The sequence below is a fragment of the Occallatibacter riparius genome (assembly GCF_025264625.1).
Lineage (GTDB): Bacteria > Acidobacteriota > Terriglobia > Terriglobales > Acidobacteriaceae > Telmatobacter > Telmatobacter riparius.
In genome coordinates this window covers 2,296,815-2,319,473 of sequence record NZ_CP093313.1, presented here as the reverse complement: position 1 = coordinate 2,319,473, position 22,659 = coordinate 2,296,815, and the positions used below count along the sequence as shown (strand labels likewise).

The following is a 22,659-nucleotide window of genomic DNA, read 5'->3' as shown; positions in this document are numbered from 1 at the left end:
CGCGCCCCGCCCCGGTCGGTCGAATGCTGCGGGCGACGTGAGAGGAACTCGCCATGCACAACGTAACAACGCAAGATTCTCCGGAATCCAAAAAAGCGGTCTTCCGAAAACTAGTGGATATGTATGCCGCCGGAGACGTTTCGGCGCTGGATCAAGTCGTTGCGCCCAATTATGTCGGGCACCCGTCAGCGGGTGACCGCGATCTGGAGGGGCTCCGTCAAAGCATCCTCTACTTCCACAACCTCTTTATCTATACCCAGGACTCCTTTCACATTGAGGATCAGCTGGTCGACGGCGAGAAGGTTGTCACCCGTATGACCGCCCATGTCCAGATACGAGAGACCGGCGAACCCGTCACGCTGCTGGGTATCAACATCGCTCGCATTGTGGACGGCAAACTGGTGGAAGAATGGAACACCTGGGAACAAACGAAAGCAACCGAAAGACTGAAACCCTCCACACTGAGTGCCTGACGCGACTCTGCAGCACCCTGGTCCTTATTCCGTAAAGAAATCGGCAGTCCTGATTCTGCAATTCGCATCATGCGCAGGATACGCACGTTCGTAGCTCGGTAGCACCAATCAGCAGACAGTCCGGCCCCGGAGTCCGCCGCAGACCGCTACCCCCATACCCTGTCATCCGGACCATCGCACTCGCGTGTGGCAAGTCGCGTCGGGAATGAACTTGGATCTGCGGCATGGCAATCCCGCGTCGAGCGCCGGGCACAGTCCCGGAGCGACTGTCTGATTTGTCAAGGGTTCATGGAGGGGTTGCTGGAAAAGACGGCGCGCTGCGCCTCGGAAAACGCAGAGAGCGCGTTTCCCGCTTTCCCACAACCGAGCGGCTACGGCGAGTGGGAGATTAGCATGTTCAGGCGCAAGCCCGGGAGGAAGTGGTCTGAAGCGCCAGCCGACAGCGCACCTCGCGGGCCTTGGCGTTGAGCCGCACCAGCAGCTTGTGGGCGAGCGCAATGCGGACGACCTTGGGCGGCTTGCCGGCCGCGCGGAGGCGCTGCTGAAAGGCGGTGAAGTCCGGCTCGAAGCGGCCCGCCACACCAGCCACGAGGTAGAGGATGTCGCGCACCGCGGCGCGTCCTCCCCGCACCGCGCGTTTGCCCTGCTGCTTTCCCGAGTCGTTGGCCAAAGGAGCCAGCCCGGCCAGTTTGGAGACGGTCTTGTTGGACAGCAGGCCGATCTCCGGCATCTCCGCCATCAACCGCGCCACGGTGCGGTCGGCCACGCCTTTGATGGTGCGAAATGCCTGGTTGAGTTCCCGCCACAGCGGGTCCTGCTCGATCAGCCTGGCGATGCGCTGCTCCAGATCGCGGATCTGGCGGGCAACGAAGGCCAGCAACTTGGCGAAGGAAACCTGCACGGCGCGATCGGTAACCAACCGCTGCTGGTTGCGTTGCGCCGTACGCACATCGGTCAGCTGGCGAAGACGCGTGACCAGCGCCCGCAACTGCTGCTGGCCGGGCGGCGTCAGGCAGGCTGGCTGCGGCTTCTTCACTTCGGCGTACCAGGCGATCATGGCGGCGTCGATGCGATCGGTCTTCTCCAGTGAGCCCATGCTCTGAGCGAACTGGCGCACCGCGCGCGGGTTCACGATGGCCACCGCAAGGCCTTGTTCCGATAGCTGCGCAAACGCCAGTTGTTCGTACCCGCCGGTGGCTTCCATGGCCACCATTTCAACCTGATGTGCCTGGCAAAAGGCGCCCAGCGCCATAATCCCTTCGGGGGTGTTGGGGAAAGACCCTGCCGCACCCTGCTGGCCAATGCGAACTTCCAGGGACTCGGAAGCAACATCTACGCCACAAACCATCTGTGTCACGATAACCTGCCTTGTATGTTCGAATGAGATCGTGCGACTGTTCGGTCGTACGTGACTTGGGCAGCGGTCCCTATGCTCCGGGACGGTGAGCGATCACCTGGGGACGTACGGGAGCCGCCCGCCCGCGGGGGAGCCGATGCCTCGGCTCCCCCACTGCAACAGTCTCACCGAAACTGCCGCTCATTCAGAGATACAAGGGGCGGCGCGAACCCAGCCCACTTGGGCTGGAGCTGCCGCAATGATCGAGAGAGTCGCCGGATCGAATTCTGCGATTTCGAATTGGAACCTTGCTACTCGTTTCGAATCGTCGCCATCGGGTTGATTCGAGCTGCACGGTAGGCAGGCAAAAGTGCCGCTCCCATAGAAAGAAGAAGAGTGATCGTGAATGAGGCTGCAAAACTCGTGGCGTCGAATGCATTCAGTTGGTAGAGTTGTGATCGCAACAGGTGCGCAACGACCAGCGAAAGCGGCAGTCCGATCCCCAAACCGACAACTGCGATCCGCATACTTTCTCCGAAAATCATTTGAAGCACGTCCTGTCGCATCGCCCCCAATGCCATGCGTACCCCAATCTCGTTCCGCCGACGCTGGAGCCTATAAGTGAGCGTGCCGTAGAGGCCGGTAGCGACGAGCACGACAGCGAGCACGCCGAAGGCCATGGCGAGGCGGGCGAAGAGCATCGGGGTGGTATAGGACTGCTCGAATTGCGCGGCCTGAGTCATGGGTCTTTCGGGGGCCAGGTTGGGATCGATCTCGTGGAGTACGCTACGAATGCCGGGCAGCAGCGAGAGCGGCGGCAAGGATGTGCGGACCTCAAGCGTGATCTGGCCTTCCATGCCGGACTTGGCAACGGAGTGATAGACCGTTGGGCGATCGGACTCAGCGGCGAACTTGTATTTACTGTCGCGCACCACGCCTACGATCTCCGCATTGTCGACGATGTGGCCTAAGGCGCCGTTAGGCAGATATCGCGCGGCAAAGGTCTGGTTGACAATGGCCGTCTGCTTGCTGGAGGGCGTGTCGGTCGAGTTGAATTCGCGGCCCTGGAGGACAGGAACTCCGAGCGTGCGGAAGAAATCCACGCCGATGAAGTTGGATGAGATTTCCGCGTGCCTGCCGGCCTTGTCCAGTGCAGTCGTTCCGTCCAGATTGACGCCGCCGCTTTTCAGCCATCCTGAGCCGGGACGCCACACCACCGGCGAGATGGATTCAATTCCGGGTAGAGTGCGCAGGCGAGCGATGAGGCTGTTGTAATACGACCAGCTCTGGGCGCGACCGATGAGGCCTTGCGGTTCCAGGTCAAAAACAAGAAGCTGGTCGGCCTGCATACCGAGATCGAGGTGCTCGTAGTTCAAGAGCGTTCTGACCGTGAGCCCGGCGGCGACGAGCAGGGTAAAGCACATCGCGATCTGAAGGGCGATGACAAGATTGCCCATCCTGCGGTGGCTGCGGCTGGTGCCCGCCATTTGGCTGCTGCTTCTGAGGGCTTGGTCGGGACCGACGTGGAGGATTTGCGAGAACGGCGTGAATGAGAATGCGATGGTGACGAGCGAGCCGATGGCAAGGGTAAACCAGAGGACGTGGTGATCCGGAGAGAGGTCTGCTTCGATCCGTGCCCAGTGAGCGAGCATGCGCGTCGCTGCGATGGCGAGCAGCCAGCCTAGGCAGGTGCCGGCGAGGACGATGGCGAGGCTGTCGAGCACGAGTTGCCGCAGGATGCGCATTGCACTAGCGCCTGTGGCCATGCGGATGGCGAACTCGCGCTGGCGCGCTGCTGAACGCGCGAGGATGAGCAGGGCCACGTTGGTGCATGCGATGAGGAGCACTAGGCCGACCAGCGCCATCATGAGCTCGACGGGCTCACGGTAGGAACGGGCGTAGTCGGCGAGACCGCGGATGGGGGTAAAGCCGAGCGATGCCGGCCATTGTTTGAAGTCGAGCCTGCCCTGAGGCGCGGTTGCCGCATGCCAGAAAATACCTTGCACGGCCTGCGAGGCTTGTTCTGGCGAGACGCCGGGTGCGAGCCGGGCGACCAGTGGCACGGCCCACCATTTGGGGAAGCTATAGAGCATGCCCTCATCGGCGGCATATCCCCAAGCATTAAGCTCGGCACGGTTCTGGAGCGGGATCCAGAAATCATCAGGGGCGCCAGGATCGACGCCGACGAAGTCGGGCGCGGTGACGCCAACGATGGTGAGTGGAACACCGCGAACGTAAAGGGTCTGGCCGATGGCGGCGGGATCGCGCGAGTAGGCCTTGGTCCAGAAGCCATAACTGATGACGGCCTTGGCGGTATGGTCCTGTTCGTCTGCGTTGGTGAGACCGACTCCTGCGGCCATGGGGACGCCGAGGCCGGCGAAGAAATTGCCGCTGACCTCTTCGCCGGGCGCAGTGGCGGGCGTGTTGCCGTAGCGGATGGGGACTTGGCCAAGAGAGAGCGGGATGTGGGCGATGAGATCGGTGAAGACGCGCGACTGGCCCCGCAGTGCCTGAAACACCGGAAGCGAGAAAGACGTGGGCCCATTGCCGGTACCAGCAGTGTTAGGCGGCTGCGTGCCGCCACGAAGGACGCGCATCGTGTAGAGCTGCTGCGCATCCCGGACGGGGAGCATTTTGAGCAGCAGCGCATTGAGCACGCTGAAGACTGCGGTGTTGGCGCCAATGCCCAGAGCGAGTGTGAGCACAGCCGTAAGAGCGAATCCGGGAGACTTGGCGAGTTGGCGGAGCGTGTAGCGAAGATCCTGAAAGAGGATGGACATGCAAAGCCTCCAACCACAGGAGCTGACCTTGCCTTCCATCGAAGGCTATCAGAAGGCGGGTTGCTGATGGATCGGCAGTTCCCCCCATGGTTCACAGCAAATCGCCAACGCACTCATGCATGGGTCCGATCGAGTCGCCTGACACGGAAGTCCGACCCTGAAAACTCCGCGCACCCTCTCACCACCCGTGATCGCCATCACATACACGGGCGCCTCAATTCCCTATCGTGAGAGCGACGGGATTTGTGTCTTCAGGCTCCCGGACTCGGAAAGAACATGGGCATAGCAACCAGGAAACCCTCCGCAAACCCCGGCCCGCGCCCGCCGACGAAGGCCCGGAATGGGAGTAACTGATAAGGCACTGGGTTTACTAGAAAATTAGCTACCCGTCCCCCTGTTTTTGCTTCTCCATATATTCGCCAAAAATCGACCTAACCGTCACAATCGAAATCAAATAGACGTCTATGTATTTTCATAGCCGTAAAATTACTCGTTCCAACAAATAATGCGCGCTTGTACTGATCAGTAAACACCCTGCTGCCGCATAGAATTCTCCCGCCCTCACCGTCAGCTGCCCGTCTGACCCCTGGTTACTTCTTGCGTTCAAACAGGTTTGGAATGACAGGCTCGATGGTGATTCGAAACAGGTTGTCCTGATAGGGCGCCTTGTCGGGATGTACGACAGTCTTCTGGAACTCAAATCCCATCTGGACCGGCAGTTTGCCCAGAAACGCGGTGTGGCCAATCCCGACGCCCACCGGGAACGTCACGTTGTTGGTGTTCCAATCCACTCCGATGATCGGCGCACCGGTAGAAACCTGCCACCCCGGCGCGAACTGGTATGCAGCGAAATACTGAATCCAGGCAAAGTTCTTGTCTGTACGGGCCGCGTCTCCGGCATAAGACCACCACTGCTGCAGGAAGACTCCACCTACCCATTTGCTGTCAAGATATGCTGCGACCCCCGAGGGCCCCGCCAGCCATTTTCCGAACCCAAACGTCTTTTGGCTCGCAGTCGGGAATGAGAATGTCGGGCCGAGCCCCCAAAGAAGCTGCCCTTTCCCAACTGACGGCGGCTTGTTGGGGCTGAGCAGGGACACGATCCCCACATCGCCGAGGCCAGAGTCGTCGATAAGGTCGAGTGGAATGGAAACGGGCTTGTCGCTGAGCGTTGGAGACTGGAAAAAGAACGGCATGTAGGGCCGGTTGATCAGGTTCCAGGTCTTGCCCAGGTGAACTGACATGACCGGTTGAAGGTTCCAGTTATAGACATGGATGTTGCCGGGCAGGTTCTTGACGTCGGATATATTGATTTCGTTCGCGATCAGCCAGAGGTCGGCAACCGGATTGCTCAGCTGCTGGGTAAGCTCTTCCTTCGACTGGAGCGCATTCGACTGATCACCGCCACTACTATCCGGTGATCGACTCTGTGCATACATCACGCAGCTGACCGAAACCAAAGCAAACAAGACAAACGCAGGACGGCACACAACGGCGCCTCCTCCACGCTACGCATAGTGTGGACTTGTCCGGCCAGAATTGAAACTGGCGAAAGTATCAGATTCGGATGAGAACTACAGGTCGATTTCGTTGCTGATTACTGCACAAAATCCTCCGGCTTCGCGGTGATCGAATCGGGCGGGAACGTCTTCGGATCCGACCCCAGCTTCAAGTTGGGCGTATTGCCCATCGTCACCTCCAGCGTCCCGCCATCAGCAATATCAGCATGCCGGAACCAGACCTGATTCAGCTCGCGCCCGTTCAGCCGGATTTCCTGGACGTACTTGTTGTCGCGCGAGGCGTTCCGAGCCACAATCACGAAGTCCTTGCCGTTCTTGAGGTGGATGGTCGCCTTCTGGAACACCGGACTCCCCACGTCATACGTCGGAATCCCCGGCGTCACGGGATAGAACCCCAGCATCGAGAACACCACGAAAGCGCTCATCCCGCCGCCGTCTTCGTCTCCCGGAATGCCCTGCAGCGTATCGGTGAAGAACGACTCCAGCAGCATACGCACGCGCTTCTGCGTCTTCCATGGCGCGCCCAGCCGGTTGTAGATATACGGGATTGCCAGGCTCGGCTCGTTCCCCATCGAGAACTGCCCCACCATCGACGTTGAGTCCGGAAACTTCGCCTGGAACTCGTACTTCGACCGCCCCAGCGGCTCCCGGAAGAGCTGATCCAGATTGGCCTCCGCCTTTGCTGTGCCGCCCATCAGATCGATCAGTCCGCTGAAATCCTGCGCCACATCCCACGTGTACGTGTAGCCATTGTTCTCGTCGTAGTAATCACGACCGCCCATGCCGCCGCTGAACTTCGGATCAAGCGGCTCGATCCATTGGCCGCCGGCATCCTTCGGCCACATCATCCCTTTGTCCACGCGGAACAAGTTCCTGTAATTGGCCGCGCGCCCGAGAAAGAGCTTCTCATCGTCCGGCTTCTTCAACTCGCGCGCAAGCTGCGCGATCTCCCAATCGTCCAGGCTGTTCTCCAGCGTCACCGGAACGGGCTGCCGCTTTTCAAACGGATGCACATGCGGATCGGTCTCCTTCTCACCCGGCCGCAGCGCCGGCATGTATCCGTGCGCGTTGTAGAAGTCGTCCAGCGGGCCCTTCGGACCCAGCCGCCATGGCTGCAGCGTATCTTCCAGAGACCGCTTGCGAACGCCCTCGTACGCCGTTGCAAGATCGAAGTTGCGCACGCCCTTGAACCACGCATCCGCAAACCACGGCGCGGCGTGGTTGCCGTTCATGCACGCGTTGTTCCCCTGTGCCAGAGCGAACGTGGGCATAATGCCCGACTGCTGATACATCCGCACATACGACTGAATCTTGTCTGCCTGCACATCGGGATTGAGCAGCGTCTGCAACGGTTCCAGTGCCCGAAACGTGTCCCAAAGCCAGTTGTCCACGTAGAACGGCCGCGGATCCTGATGCACTTTATGGTCGAAGGCGCTGTAGTACTGGCTGTCCTCGCTGATGTTGATCATGCGCTCGAACGACCGATAGAGCGCCGTGTAGAACACCTTCTTCTGCGCCTCGGTGCCACCTTCGACAGTGATGCGCCCCAGCGTTTGATTCCAGCGTGTCTTCGCGGCGTCCTTCACGCGCTCGAAGCCCCACTCAGGAATTTCGCGGCGCAGGTTCTTCTGCGCCTGTTCAGCGTTGATGAACGAGATGCCGTACCGGAACTCCAGCGTTTGCCCCTGGGCCGTCACAATCATCCGGCTTTTGCCATCAGCGCTCTCAGCCTTCATGCTGACAGGCGCACTGAACTCGCCATAGAAGTACGCGTGCAACCCATCCACGCTCTCTTCGCCGCTCACCGCGCCGCGTTGCTCCGCATGCAGACTCCCGGGTTGGCGATTAGCAAGCACAACTGAACCACTGCCTTTCGGGAAGCTGAAGCGCCAATACCCACAGCGCTCTGTAGGCGTGAACACGGCGCGAATCTGCGAGTCATCAAAGCGCGTCGAGTAGTAGTACGGCGTCGTCTGTTCCTGGTCGTAGGCGGCCGGCTTTCCGTCTCCCGGCATGATGCTGAACAGCTCCGGCTGCCGATGGCTGCTGATCGTTAGAGGAAACGATTCGATGCGATCATCCATCGCATCGGCCCGGATGGGATAGACCCGCACCATGCTGTTGGGCAGATACACAGACGGCCGCGTCGGCACCAGCAGGATGCCCACGTTGCCTATCGTGGGATCTACATACTCAACCTGCGCCGCGGCGTGCCGCACAACAAGCAGACCGAGAAAGAAGAAGATCGCTGCGGCAATCGCGGAAAGGGATGTGGTCTTTGCTGCGCTATCTAGAGACTCCAAGGTGGGCACCGGTCCTATGCAAAGTTCTTGACCGAATGATACCCACCTCGACCTACAGCTTGTTACCGTCGCGCCGAAGCAGCAGCCGGCGCATCTTTCTCAGAGATTGCCTTCATCTTCAGGTAAACCGCATTCGTCCAGCCAAAGCCGATCTGGTTCTGCTTGTAGCCAGTGGCAACCTGCACATCGGCGTTCGCCTGCACAACGTTGTACTTTTCGCGTATGGTTCCCTCCTGCGCGAAGCCGCGATCCACAGTCTGATCCCATTTCTGCGCCAGCCGCGCGGCGTCGCCGTGGAATCCGCTCGATTCGAGCCCTGCCACGCCGATCCAGTTTGTTGGAGCCCACCCGAACGGCTCGTCCCACTGAAGGCCGGTGTTGGTGTTGCTCATTGACAAGCCGCCCTCCCGTTCGAAGAGTCCCAGCTTCGCCACCACCTGCCGCCCCTCTTCACGCGTCGCCACTCCTGCCCACAACGGATAAAGCGAAGTGATGTACGCGTACTCATCGGGTCGCGAATGCGTGAAGTCCCAATCGGCAAACACGCCTTCCCGCGACCACCACAGGTAGCGATGGATCGCCGCGTTGCGCTTCTGTGCGAGACGGCTCCACTTCTGCGCATCCGTCGCCTTGCCCAGCACGTGCGCCAGGTGCTCCATATCGCGCTCATAGCGATACAGCAGGCTGTTCAAGCACACCGGCGCAAAGTGGTGCGTCTCTCCGCTGAACGGACCGAAGCGGTTGCTCGGGTCGAATCCCGACTCCCGCATCGCCCGATCGCCCACATAAAAATCCTTCGTAAGCCTATAGCCGCCGGCCCAAGCCCGCATGCAGACTACGCTCACTGTCACGTCGCAGCTTGTCTGCTTCAGGCGTTCGGTCTCGGCCGCATCGGGATGCTCGCTGCCCTTGATCAGGTATCCATCGCCGCCTTGATGCGGATGCGCGACAATCCATCGGATCACATCCGGGTAATACGCACTGTCGTCGGCCATCTCCGGTACCGGGCCTTTGCCGTAATCGAAGTAGCGAGCCAGCCCCGTTGTTCCCGCCAGGTGCTCGGGCCGCGTCCACGTCGAATAGTCTTTAGCCGCCAGTACGTACGCACGCTCCAGCCATACTCGCGCCTCTGTCCTGCCTGCCGCCGTTTGCGCGAAGCTTGCCGGATTCTCATACACCGCGCGGATCATCGATGTGAGAAACGGCGGTTGCGAGCGCGTCAGATAGTAGGTGCGGTTCGCGTTCAGAACCCCGCCGTAGTTCTCAATCTCGAACAAGAAGTTATCGACCATGCCTTTAGCCAACGCCTCGCGACGATCGGCTTCGAGCCCCAGCAGAATGAAAAAACTGTCCCAGCCGTACATCTCGTTGAAGCGCCCGCCAGGCACAACGTAGGGCTGCGGCAGGTAAAGCAGGCCCTCGTCCGGCAGCACCTTGGGGTCAAGATCTCCCAGCCTCTCGATCGCCTTAGGCAGCGAGACAATCCGCACGTGGCACTTGTCGGTGAGTTCCTTCACCGCCGCTGGCGTCTTCATTCCGGCAGGCAGGTAAAGAATGGGATTGGTTGTGACTTTGATATCGACCAACGAGTGGCAGTCGGTCATCGAGCGTGTCAGCGTATCCCACGCGCCATGGATGTAGTGCAGAGTAGCCTCGGCATTCGGCCCCTGTCCTGCTTCCTGCGCGCTTGAGATGTGGATTGCGGCTAAAGCAAAAACAAACAAACGAAACAATCTCATGTGTTACTCCGCCGGGTCTCCGGTCGTTGCAACGGAGTGTACCGTACACGGACCCACGTATGCTCAACATTTCTTTCATGCTCATATGCGGGAACATTCCTGCTGCCCACGGTGTCTACACAAGCACAGTGGTACCGAACGGGATGTGCGGAGTTCGCCGACGAGGCAGTTGAACCCGCTTGCCGCGCTTCATCGCGCAGCGAGCGGCACGGCCCCTCGCGCGCAAACTGCCTCCCGCGGCGCGGCTGAGTCGTTCGTGAGGAGGAAGTCCATGTTTGAAGACTCCACATTCGAATCGGCACACAGGATTCGCACGCGCAGCCGCGGCTGGGGTCTGGCCGCGTTCGTCTTCAACTCCGCGATTCTCGCGGCGCTCATCGCCATCCCACTCATCTACCCCGAGGCACTGCCAGCTCACTGGATGAGCACGCTGATCACCGCTCCCCCGCCACCGCCCGCTCAGACTAGGCCCGTCCCACAGCAAGCAAGAGCTGAATTTCACGGACGTCCAGAGTTCAATGGGATTAATCTCACCATTCCTCAAAGGATTCCCACGAGCATCAGGAATTTCGACGGTCCCGAAAGAGAACCCGCTGGCGGTCCCATTTCGCTAGGACCCTCTGTCGGAATCCCTGGATGCGATCCGTTCCCGTGCGGCACCTACAAGCCGCCCACCGTTGTCCACGAAGAACCAAAAGGCCCTATCGTGATCTCGAAAGGCGTCGCCGAAGGCATGGTGCTCCAGCGCATCATTCCTCGCTATCCGCCTATCGCGGTCGCCACAAGGACACAGGGCACGGTCATCCTGCAGGCAGTCATCACAAAGAATGGAACGATTGATCAGCTTCAAATCGTGAGCGGGTCGCCCATGCTCCAACAGGCCGCGCTAGACGCAGTAAGTCACTGGCGCTATCGTCCATATCTGCTCAATGGCCAGCCCGTTGACGTAGAGACCACCATCAACGTCGTCTTCACCCTCAACCAGTAATCGGCGTCGGCGCTTGCGGCAGAGCGAGACCACGAGCGCCGCCTTCGCCGATCCGCGCTCTATCCCGCGGATCGGCGAAGCTTCAGCAAGATTCATCAATCCAGATGCGTCAATTCGCGGAACTGATTAAAGCGGACATCGATCTCTTCGCGCGTGAGCTTCTCGAGACGCGATGTGCCGAACTCCTCCACCGCAAACGAACCCATGACACTGCCGTAGAACATGGCGCGGCGGAACGCCCCGGGTGTGAGCTCTTTCTGCGAAGCAAGATAACCGAAGAATCCGCCGGCGAAGCTGTCGCCTGCACCGGTGGGATCAACCACTTCCTCCAGCGGAAGCGCCGGAGCGCGAAAGGTCTTCGCGGCAACTCCGTCATGGCCGAAGAAGGCGGTGGCGCCGTATTCGCCGTGCTTGACCACCAGCATGCGCGGGCCCAGATTCAGTACGGCACGCGCGGCCTGAACCAGGTTCGAATTACCAGCCAGCATCTTGGTCTCAGTGTCATTGATGAGCAGGATGTCGAGGCCGCGCAGGACTTCGAGCAGGGCCGGTTTGTGGTCCTTGATCCAATAATTCATGGTGTCGCCGGCGACGAGCTTCACGTCAGGCATTGCCTCGCGCACGCGCCGCTGCAAGACGGGATCAATGTTGGCCAGGAACAGGAACTCGGAATCGCGGTAGGCATCCGGAATCTTCGGTTGGAACGAGCCAAAGACGTTGAGTTCGGTGTTGTGGGTCTTGGCCTCATTGAGGTTCTCCAGATAAGAGCCCTCCCAGAAGAAGCTCTTGCCGGAGGCATGCTCAATACCGCGGGTGTCGATGCCGCGAGCATTGAACGCGGCCTGCTGCTCCTGTCCGAAATCCTCACCGACAACGGCAATGACGCGGACATCCGTGAAGAAGCTCGCAGATAGCGAGAAATAGGTTGCGGCGCCGCCCAGGCATCGCTCGCGGCGACCTGCCGGAGTCTCAATGGAATCGAACGCAACACTGCCGACAACGGTGATGGCCATACGTCTCCTGTTATTCAGAGTCCAAACACGAATTTTATCTTGCGAGATCGATGATCAGCCCGCTGTTGCCAGCTACTTTGCGGGATCGTAGTTGAGGTAAGGGCCCAACCAGCGCTCAACTTCTGCTACGCTCATGCCCTTGCGCACGTGGTAATCCTCAACCTGATCGCGATCGATCTTGCCGAGCGTGAAATAGCGCGACTCCGGGTGCGCGAAGTAGAGGCCGCTTACGCTCGAGCCTGGCCACATGGCGAACGATTCGGTGATCTCGATGCCGGTGTTTGCCTTCACGTCGAGCAACTGCCAGAGAGTTCCCTTCTCGGTGTGATCGGGGCAGGCGGGGTAGCCGGGCGCAGGACGAATGCCGCGGTACTTCTCGTGGATCAGCTCTTCGGGCGCCAGGTTCTCGTTGCTGCCGTAGCCCCACTCCTCGCGAACGCGCTTGTGCAGGCACTCGGCAAAAGCTTCCGCAAGACGGTCAGCAAGCGCCTCGGACATGATGGCGTTGTAGTCATCGTGCTTCACACGAAAGCTGGAGCGCAGCTCCTCGAGACCGATCCCGCTGGTGACCGCGAACGCACCGATATGATCGGCAAACCCCGTCTCCTTGGGCGCAATAAAATCTGCGAGTGAACGGCAGGGCTCGTTGCCCTCACGATCAGATTGCTGGCGCAGGAAGTGAAGACTCGTAAGAACTGACTTGCGGGAGGAGTCACTATAGAGTTCCACGTCATCGCCCGTGGCATTTGCCGGGAAAAATCCGTAGACAGCGCGCGCAGTCAGCAGATTCTCCGCAATGATCCGATCGAGGAGCACGTTGGCCTCCATGAAGAGCTGGCGCGCCTGCTCACCCTGTTTCGGATCATCGAGAATGCGTGGATAGACACCTTTCAGCTCCCACGTATGGAAGAACGGCGTCCAGTCGATGTAGTCGCGCAACGTGGCGAGTGGATACTTGTCGAGCACGCGGATCCCGGTGAATGCCGGCGCGGGGATATCCTCTGCGCGCCACTCGATGGGCGCGCGGCGAGCCCGCGCAGCACCAATCGCAATGGTCTTCTGGCGCGGTGCGGCATACTGCTTCCGTACCGCCTCGTATTCTGCCGTATGCTTGGCGATGAAGTCGGGCCGGTTCTCATCGCTGAGCAAACTTGTGGCTACGGGCACCGCGCGGCTGGCATCGATCACGTGAATGACTGGCTGACTATAGTGTGGCGCGATCTTGATCGCGGTATGCGCGCGGCTTGTCGTCGCACCGCCGATGAGCAATGGCAGCTTAAACTCCTGGCGCTCCATTTCGCGGGCCACATGGACCATCTCGTCAAGCGAGGGCGTAATAAGGCCGCTGAGTCCGATGATGTCGGCGTTCTCCTGCTTTGCGCGCTCAAGAATGCGCTCGGTCGGCACCATCACACCCATATCGATGACTTCGTAGTTGTTGCAGGCCAGGACCACGCCCACGATGTTCTTGCCGATGTCATGCACATCGCCTTTCACAGTGGCGAGAACAATCTTGCCTTGCGTGCGCACTTCGTGACCAGCAGCGGCCAGCTCTGCCTTCTCGGCTTCCATGAAAGGCGTGAGATAAGCGACGGCCTTCTTCATTACGCGCGCTGACTTGACGACCTGCGGAAGAAACATCTTGCCGGCGCCAAACAGGTCGCCGACAACTCCCATGCCGTCCATCAGTGGGCCTTCAATCACTGCGAGGGGGCGACCGAGCTTGACTCGCGCTTCCTCAGTGTCCGTCTCGATGTAGCTATCGATGCCACGCACGAGTGCATGAGAAAGTCGGCCTTCGACGGGCGCGTTTCGCCACTCCTCGGTCTTCTGCTCTTCGGCTGGGCCGGTCTTCGCGGCCTTCAGAGTTTCCCCGTACTGCAGCAGGCGCTCCGTGGCGTCGGGGCGTCGATTGAGCAAAACGTCTTCGACGAGTTCTTTCAGCTCGGGCTCGATGTCTTCATAAACCTCGAGCATGCCAGCGTTGACGATGCCCATGTCGAGGCCCGCGGCAATGGCGTGATAGAGGAACGCCGAATGCATCGCTTCACGAACCTTGTTGTTGCCGCGGAAGCTGAAGGAGATGTTGGAGACGCCACCCGACACCTTAGCGTGAGGCAGATTCTGCTTGATCCAGCGTGTCGCGTTGATGAAATCGACGGCGTAGTTGTTGTGCTCCTCCATGCCCGTCGCAACAGTCAGGATATTCGGGTCGAAGATGATGTCCTCGGGCGGAAAGCCGACCTCATCGACAAGTATTCGGTAGGCGCGTTCGCAGATGCGGGTCTTGTCTTCGAATGTGGCTGCCTGACCTTGCTCGTCAAACGCCATGACAACAGCAGCCGCGCCGTACTTGAGTACGGTGGCCGCATGTTCCCGGAACTTGTCTTCGCCTTCCTTGAGCGAAATCGAGTTGACAATGCCCTTGCCCTGGAGGCACTTGAGACCCGCCTCGATCACGGCCCAGTTTGAGGAATCCACCATGAATGGAACATTAGCCACTTCAGGCTCGCTGGCTAACAGATGCAGAAAGCGGCTCATCGCAGCGACGCCATCGATCATGCCCTCGTCCATGCAGATGTCGAGAACATTCGCGCCGTTCTCTACCTGCTGGCGGGCCACCGAAGTGGCTTCTTCAAATTTGCCTTCCTTGATGAGCTTGGCGAACTTCGGCGAGCCCGCCACGTTGGTTCGCTCGCCGATCATCATGAACACGCCCTGCTGCTGGGTGAAGGGTTGCGAGCCGGAGAGGCGCAACGGATGGAAGCCCGCTGCAGCGGCGGGCTTCATATCGACGATAGTAGGAGCTTCGGAAGAAGCTTCGCGCAGCTCGCGCGGATGCTTGCCTTCGAGAGCCTTCGCAATGGCTGCAATGTGCTCAGGCGTGTTTCCGCAGCAGCCACCCGCGATGTTGATGAGCCCCCCGCTCGCAAAGTTCGCGAGATGGCGTCCCATATCCTCCGGGCCAAGGTCGAATCCCGTGGGCGAGAGCGGATTCGGCAGACCGGCATTTGGATAGCACGAGATTGCTGAATTCGCCTTGCTGGAAAGCTCTTCGAGGAACGGGTACATCAAGTCGGGACCGAGCGAGCAATTCAGACCCACCGAGAGCGGGTTCACGTGCTCGACGGCATTCCAGAACGCCTCGACCGTCTGCGCCGAGATCATGGTTTCGCCGCCGCGGCCAACCGCGGCCGAGATCATGACCGGCAGTTCCTTCCCGTCCCGATCGAACACTTCCCGAACAGCCACCAGCGCCGCCTTGGCGTTGAGCGAGTCGAAGATGGTCTCGACCAGCAGCAGGTCCACACCACCTGCCATAAGCGCCCGTATCTGATGCGCGTAGGCGGACTTGACCTGGTCAAAGGTGACGACTCGGAAGCCGGGATCGTCCGCGTCAGGCGAGTTGGATAACGAAACTGTGAGAGGGCCGATGGCGCCAGCGACAAAGCGGGGACGTGACGTTTTGTTCGCGACCCGGTCGGCCCACTCGCGGCATTGGCGTGCGGACTGCTCGTTTATCTCCCAGGCGAGATCGTTAAGGTACGGATTCGCGATGATTTCTTCGTAGAACGCGGGGTCCTTGCGGCCGCCATGTTCGCGCGGATCGTCTACGAAAAACTCGCTCTGCGCAATACTGGTCGCGCCGAAGGTGTTGGTCTCAATGATGTCGGCGCCTGCCTCAAGAAAGCGCCGATGGATATCGCCGATCATGTCCGGCTGGGTAAGCGAGAAGAGGTCGCCGTTGTTGAGCAGGCCTTTCTTCGCGTCCTTGAAACGATCGCCGCGGATATGGGCCTCGGTCATGCCATAGGTGCGAATTGTGGTGCCCATGGCACCATCGAGGATGGCGATGCGTTTTTCGAGAACTGTGTGAAGAGTGTGCCGCGGCGTTGTTTTCATCTGACATGAAGTCCCGGGTTAGGTCTAATGAGAGCAATGGCGGGTCTGCATCCCTTCCGTCAATGCTTGGCTGGATTGTCGCTCCGCTAAAACAACACAGGGTGGCGACAGAGAACGATGGCGCTCTAATTAGATGATTTCACACGTCCGGGGATTGATGTAATCCGCGCTGCGAATCTGGCGGGCGGCGCTCCGGAACTCTGGAGCCGCATTCTTGGGACCAAATGCCGTCCGCAAGTGGGCGAGCGGGCCTTTACGAGAAGAGGCCGACAACAGAGCGGGTTTTCGGCATTTGATTCGCTGGATAGATCACAGGGCCGAACGAGCCTTCTTGTGGGCCTCAGGGGCCCCTCGAACACCGCGCCGGGCAGAAGCGGCTGCTCCAGCACGGTCCCCTTCATTAGAATAGAATCGTCTCTGAATCATATGAATTAATCCCGTTACGGGCACTGTGGCGACTGTTCGCTCTCGCGGCCGTGAAATTCGAGTCCCAGGTTGATTGCGAACAGGGAAGCGTCGCCAGCTGGAGAGCTGAGGATGTGTGTATACAAGATTGAATCGAGAGGTCCTTAAGCAGTCGGCACTTGAACTCGAGTTCTGATCAAACGGTTGGCGCCAACAATTAAATAGACCTCAATTTCGCCCTCTAGTCCGGCAAGGGGAGCATAGACATGCCAAAGCCAGTCTCCATTTGTGTCATCGGTTCAGGGTACGTTGGTCTCGTAGCAGCCGTGTGCTTCGCAGAAATGGGGCATAAAGTTGTCTGCGTAGATAACGATGAGCTGAAGATCAAGCTCCTGCAGCAGGGTGGAGTTCCGATCTACGAACAGCACCTGCCCGAGCTGCTCGGCAAGCATGGCGGGAAGGCGGTACAGTTCACCACGAATCTTGCCGAATCGGTGCAAGGCTCCGAAGCCATATTTATTGCCGTAGGCACTCCTCAGGGCAGCACTGGCGCCGCCGACTTGTCTTATGTCGAGGCTGTCGTATCCGAAATTGCCAATGCGATTCGGGATTACAAAGTCATCGTGGAGAAGAGCACGGTGCCTGTTTATACGAACGACTGGATCCGGCGCGTTCTGCATCGGCGCGGCGTCCGACCAGATCACTTCGACGTGGTTTCGAACCCGGAATTCCTTCGCGAGGGAACAGCCGTCGGTGATTTCCTGCACCCGGACCGAATCGTGGTGGGTGCAGGCACAAAGCCCGCAGCCGAACTTCTGTCTCGTATCTATGCACCTCTCACCGAAGGTTTTTACTACGAACAGCCCGGTTCCCTGCCGGGGCCCTGCAGCGCGGAGAATCCGGCGAAGTTTCTGCTTACGTCCGCCCAGAGCGCCGAAATCATCAAGCACGCATCGAACGCTTTCCTTGCTTTGAAGATCTCGTTCATCAACGCCGTCGCCAACCTGGCTGAGAATGTCGATGCAGACATTGAGGAAATTGCAGCCGGCATCGGAATGGATACGCGAATCGGCCCGAAATTCCTGAAAGCCGGCCTGGGGTACGGTGGATCCTGTTTCCCAAAAGACGTAGCAGCGTTCCAGTGGGTCGCTCAGCAGCAGGGATTGAGGTTCCAGTTGCTTGAGGAGGTCCGCAGGATCAACGACACGCAACAAGAAGTCTTCTTTAACAAGATTCGCTCCACACTCTGGACGCTCCGGGGAAAGCGGATCGCCGCGCTCGGGCTCGCATTCAAGGCCGATACGGACGACATCCGCGAGTCACCCGCCTTGAAGATAATTAGCAGGCTGATTGAAGCAGGTGCTCACGTATCGGCATATGACCCTGCCGCTATGGAGAAAGCCCAGCAGGCGCTTCCCACCTCAGATCGGCTGAGCTATGCCAAAGATGTCTATGACGCTGCGGAACACGCCGATGCAGTCCTGATTCTTACCGAGTGGAAAGAGTTTGCGGATATCGATTTAGCGAAGTTGAACCGCGCCTTGAAATTCCCCATCGTTATCGACGGGCGAAACCTGTACCGGCCCGAAGTCATGGCTGAGAACGGGTTTACATACGTGAGCGTCGGGCGTGCAGGCAGCTACTATGCCGCACAGGGAAAACCAAGAGCGGTTTTGATTGCAGAATAGGACTTCTGGACAAATCTGGCCGTCGACGCAACAGAAGCGGGTCCGCTTTGTGCCTGGACGGCCAGGTGTCTCTAGCCCGCCCCTATCCTAAGGAAACAGGATGCACATGGGCGACGGGCAATCGTACGTCTTTCCGTCCGCGGCCAAAGAGCCGTCCGTCGGATTCCGAGCAAACACCGCTATGTTGCTTGAATTCTGATTGGCGACCAGCATCCAGCGCTCCGTCGGATCAAGGACAAAATTGCGCGGAGTCTTGCCGCCGCTCGGAGTCTTACCGATACCCTTAAGGGCACCTGTCTTCGGATCGGCGCTGCAGGCATAGATGAAATCATCCCCACGGTTCGCGAAGTAGACAAAGCGACCGTCGCGAGTGATCACAGTGTCGCACCCCGTTGAAAGCGGTTTAGAGCGGTCAGGATTGAGTTCGAAGCGGCTCAAGGTTTCGAGACTACCGTCGGCTTTGTTCCACCGCAAGATGTCAACGGCCGAGGCGAGCTCGTTCATGCAATAGGCAATGGTTCCGTTCGGATGGAAATGCAGGGTACGCGGACCCGATCCGGGCTTCGCATCCCACTTGCCCGCGGGGGTCAACTCAGCTGTCTCACTATTGAGCTTGTAAAAGTGAATACAATCGCTGCCCAGATCATTGACGTAAGCGAAGCGATCGTCTGGCGAGAACGAAGTGAAATGCGCGTGCGCCGCCTCTTGGCGATCCGAGACGGGACCCTGCCCGGTGTAGTGCTCTGACCAGACGGCTGCACTGAGTTTTCCGGCGGTCACTTTGAAGCTCGCAGCCGCTCCTCCACCGTAGTCGGCAGAAATCAGGACGCGCCCTGAGTGGTCTAGCCCAACGTAGCATGTTCCCTTGGCGGCGGAGTTCTGTGCAGAGATTTGGGCAAGCTTCCCGTCCTCCACGCGATAGCTGGCAACCTCGCCGGTTGGCTTGCCATTGAAGCTGTCGACCTCAGACGCAGCAAAGATGTGTTTGCGATCCTGCGAGTAGACAATCCAATCGACATTGGCAAGCACTGCGGCAACTTCCACCTGTTTCAACTCTGCGGTTGCAGGGTTCCAGTCGAAGGCCAAAATACCCTTCGGCGTGTTAGAGCCAATGAAGACGCGCTGACGACGCGGCACAGCAAAACCTCCCTGGGCTGCAGCCGCGATAGCGGCGGCTGGGATCATTCGAAGAACATCACGGCGGCTGAAGTCTCTCATAACAGTAGCAATTGTCGCCGATAGAGGTCGGGCCCCGAAAGGGCGGCACCCGCAGTGCCGGCGATTCCGACCATGCTTACCTTAAGCCTTCATTGCTCTTTGGCCCTTTGCAGGCTGCTTGGGCGGGTGTAATATCGTCAGCAAATTTTCAACGGCCAGAAAATTCGCTCGCTGTTTCCGGCAGCCACGATCCCTTCTTCCATAAGAATGGGAGTGCGCGGAATGGACTTTGGCCGCTCAACCAAATGGCGTTTTCACTAGTGAGAGGGTTTGACACGTGGAAATTCCCCTTTCTCCCGCAAGAAATTCGGCCCGCTGGCCGGGCAGACTGTCCGTTTTGACAGTGACAAACCCACATTTTGAAGGCAGAATTCCCTTGTACTCCTAGCGCTGTCCTCATTTGCAGTCACAACCTGCAAGCCTACTGAATGCACAATCGAGAGGAACATCATGAATACCCGCCCGACCGTAATCATTGCCGACGATCACACTTTGGTCGCGCAAGCGTGCAAAAAGCTCCTGGAGCGGGAGTTTGATGTTATCGCCATAGTGGGAGATGGCCGCACACTCGTCCGCAAGGCTGTTGAAACGAAGCCGGACGCCATCGTGGTCGATATCCATATGCCGCTGTTGAACGGCCTCGATGCCGGACAGCAGATCTGCAAACTGCTGCCTGAAGTGAAGCTGCTTTACGTGACCATGAATCCCGATCCTGAGCTGGCAGCGGAGGCATTCAAGCGGGGTGCAGCCGGATATCTGCTGAAGAGCTGCGCGGCCCTGGAAGTACTTACAGCATTGAAATCGGTGCTGGAAGGCGGCATCTTCATCTCGCCGATCATCATGAAGGAGGCGATTGCCTCCATCTCCACTGAGAGCCAAACAACGCCTGGTACTGAACTGCTTACGGAGAGGCAGCGAGAGGTTTTGCAACTTCTGGCGGAAGGCAGGCCCATGAAGCAGGTTGCAGATATTTTGAATCTGACTACCCGCACTGTCGCTTTCCACAAGTACCGCATCATGGAGGCGCTGAATCTAGGTCGGGATGCGGGCATTGTTCGGTATGCGCTGAAGAACCACATCTTGAGCGCGTAAGCCGTCTTGCAGGCGTGAACGGTCGAAGGGCGGAGCCTACCGGCTCCGCATTTTCGCATCTGGGCAAAAAACTGGGGCCTGATTGCTGAAACCGGCAATCAGGCCCCAAGCATCCTTAATGGCCGAAAGAGGGAGAAACCTCTGAAGAATCCCAGAACGCTACTCAGGTTTAAGAGTCAATGGTTGAGCAAGTCTGAACGACAGAGCCGATTCTACCGCGTAGGTAATATCCCGATTGTTCCCGGTGGTCGCCGCACCGACGGTCCCAGCACCGGCTCCTACCAGAGCGCCAATCGCAGCGCCCTTACCTCCGCCTGCCAAGCCTCCGATTGCCGCTCCAACGCCCGTGCCGCCAGCAATCACTCCAGCAGTCCGCTTCCCTTTGCCCGTCGTCGTCTGTGAAACGCTTTCGGCTTCGATGTTGTAGGGATGCCCCTTAATTGTGACTGAGGTGAGCGTCAGGCTCAACGTGGCTGCGCCCTTGAACTTCCCGGCTTTCTTCGCATCGGAGACAACACCGGACACGGGAGACCCGTCAGGAATTGCCACCACCCCATGCACAGTCACAGGATTCGCCATGCTTCCGCTGAAAACCGATCCGGCGGTCGCAGTCTTCGACTCGATCGTTTGACCCAGCCTGATTGTCAACATTGTTCCGCTGGGAACGATGATCGGCGCCGGCGGAGGCGGCGGAGGTGCGGAAGCGGCTGCTTGTGGGGCGGGAGCAGCGGCGTGGGCAGGAGCCGAACTCGCCATTCCCGCGCTCGGCGTTGAATTCGCTGATCCGTCAAAATTCGGGTCGACGGCTATCTGGTCATCGACAGACTTGACTCCCGGTTCCTGGTTGGCAATTTGCTCAGCACGGGCCTTCGCATCCTGTGTGCGGGCTTTGCCCTGCAGCGACACATTGCCTTCATTGGAAGCCACGACAACCTGTGATTGATTGGCCTGGGGATCAGCAGCAACCTTGTCATTGATGTCTTTCGCAATCTCCGCGTCATTCACCTGTTTGTGGCACCCCGCCGTCGCCACGGCGATCACGCCGATGAGCATAAGATGGCGCAACCTGCGATTCGCCATAGATCCTCCCTCTCTCTTTTGCTTCCTTGCTTTGCAGAGCTTTACCGCTTCCTCGCACATGGCTCAAGCGAGACTGACCTCGTCTTCGGGTTCTTATCGGTAGGACATCAACATCGTAAGCAGCCCTACTCGGTGTCGGTACTGCTAGAAATACCAGTGCCTTCACAATGGCGGTTCTGCTTCGATCTCTGGCGCCCGATCTTCCTGAACGCTTAAGACAACATGCCTGCTTTTCGCAGGCATGTTGTCTTGCTTAGCTTGTGAGTAGCTTCTCCGCAAACGTCTGATCCTCCAGTTGCATGGTCGTGCATTGACTGGATGAGACGGTCCGCGGTTCCAGTTTCAGGTTAGGCCCGGTTGCGGGACACCTTCAGCGTGAACGAGCCGGCGAGGCACAGAAGCCCAAGCAGGCCGATCAGAGGCAGCGGGCTGCCCGTCTTGGGCAGTTCCTTCTCCGGAGCAGCGGCAGCCGCGGGAGCAGGAGTCGGTACCGCAACAGCAATCAGGATCGGAGCATCCGGCGGAGGCGGAGGCGGAAGTTGTCCGCTGATGGCGGTGTGCTGAGCAACTTCGGTTGCCGATTCTTCCACAACCTTGGTTGCCGTGACTTTCATCCCCTTCCGCAGCCCGAAAACGTCGGTCTTGTTGCCGTTCACCATGAACGTTTGGCCCTTCGGCACCTTGAACTGCTGGTTCGTGCCGTCTTCCAGGGTCAGAATTACGGACGAGGGAGCATTGACATGCCACACCTTGCCGGTCACTGTCTGCACGGTTGTGATCGTCTTGGGAGTCGTAGTCGTGGTAATGGTCTTTTCCAGCTTCATGCCCGGCTTCAGGTCGTGAATGCCCATTTGCTGCCCATTCACTGTGACCCTCGCCGACTCAGGAACGTTGGGGAAGTCCCGCATGGTGCCGTCTTCCATCTTGACTACCAGCTGATTGCCGGAGACATAGACTACCTCGCCGCGTGCCACGGTCGTCGTAACCGTTGGCGCATGAGTTTCCGTCGACTTTGTGGTCTGCACCTGCGACATCGCCGTGGCTTCAAATGCAGCGAACGCCATCGATACCGCCAGTACTGACAGTAGAGTGTTTGGTTTTGTGTTCATATCCTCTTCTCC

General features: G+C 59.0%; 14 protein-coding genes. 4 read left to right on the top strand and 10 right to left on the bottom strand.

Going from position 1 to position 22,659, the window contains the following annotated elements:
* Nucleotides 1-53 precede the first annotated feature (53 nt).
* Entirely contained in the window at nt 54-473 is a 420-nt protein-coding gene (locus tag MOP44_RS09175) for an ester cyclase (protein ID WP_260795739.1), read from the top strand.
* 397 nt (nt 474-870) lie between these two features.
* Here MOP44_RS09175 and MOP44_RS09170 read toward each other — a convergent pair whose 3' ends face one another.
* The 5 genes from MOP44_RS09170 to MOP44_RS09150 form a co-directional block, all read right to left on the bottom strand.
* On the bottom strand, nt 871-1,830 hold the full coding sequence (locus MOP44_RS09170; protein WP_260794022.1) for an IS110 family RNA-guided transposase: 960 nt from the start codon (nt 1,828-1,830) through the stop codon (nt 871-873).
* 290 nt (nt 1,831-2,120) lie between these two features.
* Complete coding sequence (locus MOP44_RS09165) at nt 2,121-4,589, bottom strand: ABC transporter permease (protein WP_260795738.1); 2,469 nt, start codon at nt 4,587-4,589, stop codon at nt 2,121-2,123.
* Nucleotides 4,590-5,179: 590 nt separating this feature from the next.
* Nucleotides 5,180-6,079 (bottom strand): hypothetical protein, encoded by a 900-nt coding sequence (locus MOP44_RS09160; RefSeq protein WP_260795737.1) that lies wholly within the window; start codon nt 6,077-6,079, stop codon nt 5,180-5,182.
* A gap of 107 nt (nt 6,080-6,186) precedes the next feature.
* A complete protein-coding gene (locus MOP44_RS09155) occupies nt 6,187-8,421 on the bottom strand; it encodes a GH92 family glycosyl hydrolase (protein ID WP_390905477.1) in 2,235 nt (744 codons plus the stop codon).
* A gap of 53 nt (nt 8,422-8,474) precedes the next feature.
* On the bottom strand, nt 8,475-10,151 hold the full coding sequence (locus MOP44_RS09150) for an alpha,alpha-trehalase (RefSeq protein ID WP_260795735.1): 1,677 nt from the start codon (nt 10,149-10,151) through the stop codon (nt 8,475-8,477).
* Nucleotides 10,152-10,422: 271 nt separating this feature from the next.
* On the opposite strand from MOP44_RS09150, the gene MOP44_RS09145 reads away from it, so the two are divergent.
* Complete coding sequence (locus tag MOP44_RS09145) at nt 10,423-11,139, top strand: energy transducer TonB (protein ID WP_260795734.1); 717 nt, start codon at nt 10,423-10,425, stop codon at nt 11,137-11,139.
* A gap of 95 nt (nt 11,140-11,234) precedes the next feature.
* Here MOP44_RS09145 and MOP44_RS09140 read toward each other — a convergent pair whose 3' ends face one another.
* Together MOP44_RS09140 and metH are read right to left on the bottom strand one after the other, a co-directional pair.
* Nucleotides 11,235-12,152 (bottom strand): PfkB family carbohydrate kinase, encoded by a 918-nt coding sequence (locus MOP44_RS09140; RefSeq protein WP_260795733.1) that lies wholly within the window; start codon nt 12,150-12,152, stop codon nt 11,235-11,237.
* Between the two features lie 72 nt (nt 12,153-12,224).
* Nucleotides 12,225-16,055, bottom strand: coding sequence for a methionine synthase (gene metH / locus MOP44_RS09135; protein WP_260795732.1), 3,831 nt, complete (start codon nt 16,053-16,055; stop codon nt 12,225-12,227).
* Nucleotides 16,056-16,726: 671 nt separating this feature from the next.
* Here metH and MOP44_RS09130 point away from each other — a divergent pair.
* Nucleotides 16,727-18,148, top strand: coding sequence for a UDP-glucose dehydrogenase family protein (locus MOP44_RS09130; RefSeq protein WP_260795731.1), 1,422 nt, complete (start codon nt 16,727-16,729; stop codon nt 18,146-18,148).
* 87 nt (nt 18,149-18,235) lie between these two features.
* Here the strand turns inward: MOP44_RS09130 and MOP44_RS09125 are convergent, their stop codons facing one another.
* Nucleotides 18,236-19,333 carry a lactonase family protein gene (locus tag MOP44_RS09125; protein WP_260795730.1) on the bottom strand — a complete coding sequence of 366 codons (1,098 nt, stop codon included), beginning with the start codon at nt 19,331-19,333 and terminating at the stop codon, nt 18,236-18,238.
* Between the two features lie 483 nt (nt 19,334-19,816).
* On the opposite strand from MOP44_RS09125, the gene MOP44_RS09120 reads away from it, so the two are divergent.
* The gene (locus MOP44_RS09120) at nt 19,817-20,458 is read left to right on the top strand and encodes a response regulator (RefSeq protein ID WP_260795729.1); all 642 of its coding nucleotides are present in this window, start codon (nt 19,817-19,819) and stop codon (nt 20,456-20,458) included.
* Nucleotides 20,459-20,617: 159 nt separating this feature from the next.
* On the opposite strand, the gene MOP44_RS09115 is transcribed toward MOP44_RS09120, so the two are convergent.
* Together MOP44_RS09115 and MOP44_RS09110 are read right to left on the bottom strand one after the other, a co-directional pair.
* Nucleotides 20,618-21,538, bottom strand: a complete 921-nt coding sequence (locus MOP44_RS09115; RefSeq protein WP_260795728.1) for a BON domain-containing protein — start codon at nt 21,536-21,538, stop codon at nt 20,618-20,620.
* 347 nt (nt 21,539-21,885) lie between these two features.
* Nucleotides 21,886-22,647: an LPXTG cell wall anchor domain-containing protein gene (locus tag MOP44_RS09110; RefSeq protein ID WP_260795727.1), complete on the bottom strand. Its 762-nt coding sequence runs from the start codon at nt 22,645-22,647 to the stop codon at nt 21,886-21,888.
* Between the last annotated feature and the right edge of the window lie 12 nt (nt 22,648-22,659).

Coding starts and splice junctions, on each gene's coding strand:
- MOP44_RS09175 (WP_260795739.1), top strand. CDS start 54: ATGCACAACGTAACAACGCAAGATTCTCCGGAATCCAAAAAAGCGGTC.
- MOP44_RS09165 (WP_260795738.1), bottom strand. CDS start 4,589: ATGTCCATCCTCTTTCAGGATCTTCGCTACACGCTCCGCCAACTCGCC.
- MOP44_RS09150 (WP_260795735.1), bottom strand. CDS start 10,151: ATGAGATTGTTTCGTTTGTTTGTTTTTGCTTTAGCCGCAATCCACATC.
- MOP44_RS09145 (WP_260795734.1), top strand. CDS start 10,423: ATGTTTGAAGACTCCACATTCGAATCGGCACACAGGATTCGCACGCGC.
- MOP44_RS09140 (WP_260795733.1), bottom strand. CDS start 12,152: ATGGCCATCACCGTTGTCGGCAGTGTTGCGTTCGATTCCATTGAGACT.
- metH (WP_260795732.1), bottom strand. CDS start 16,055: ATGAAAACAACGCCGCGGCACACTCTTCACACAGTTCTCGAAAAACGC.
- MOP44_RS09130 (WP_260795731.1), top strand. CDS start 16,727: ATGCCAAAGCCAGTCTCCATTTGTGTCATCGGTTCAGGGTACGTTGGT.
- MOP44_RS09125 (WP_260795730.1), bottom strand. CDS start 19,333: ATGATCCCAGCCGCCGCTATCGCGGCTGCAGCCCAGGGAGGTTTTGCT.
- MOP44_RS09120 (WP_260795729.1), top strand. CDS start 19,817: ATGAATACCCGCCCGACCGTAATCATTGCCGACGATCACACTTTGGTC.
- MOP44_RS09115 (WP_260795728.1), bottom strand. CDS start 21,538: ATGGCGAATCGCAGGTTGCGCCATCTTATGCTCATCGGCGTGATCGCC.
- MOP44_RS09110 (WP_260795727.1), bottom strand. CDS start 22,647: ATGAACACAAAACCAAACACTCTACTGTCAGTACTGGCGGTATCGATG.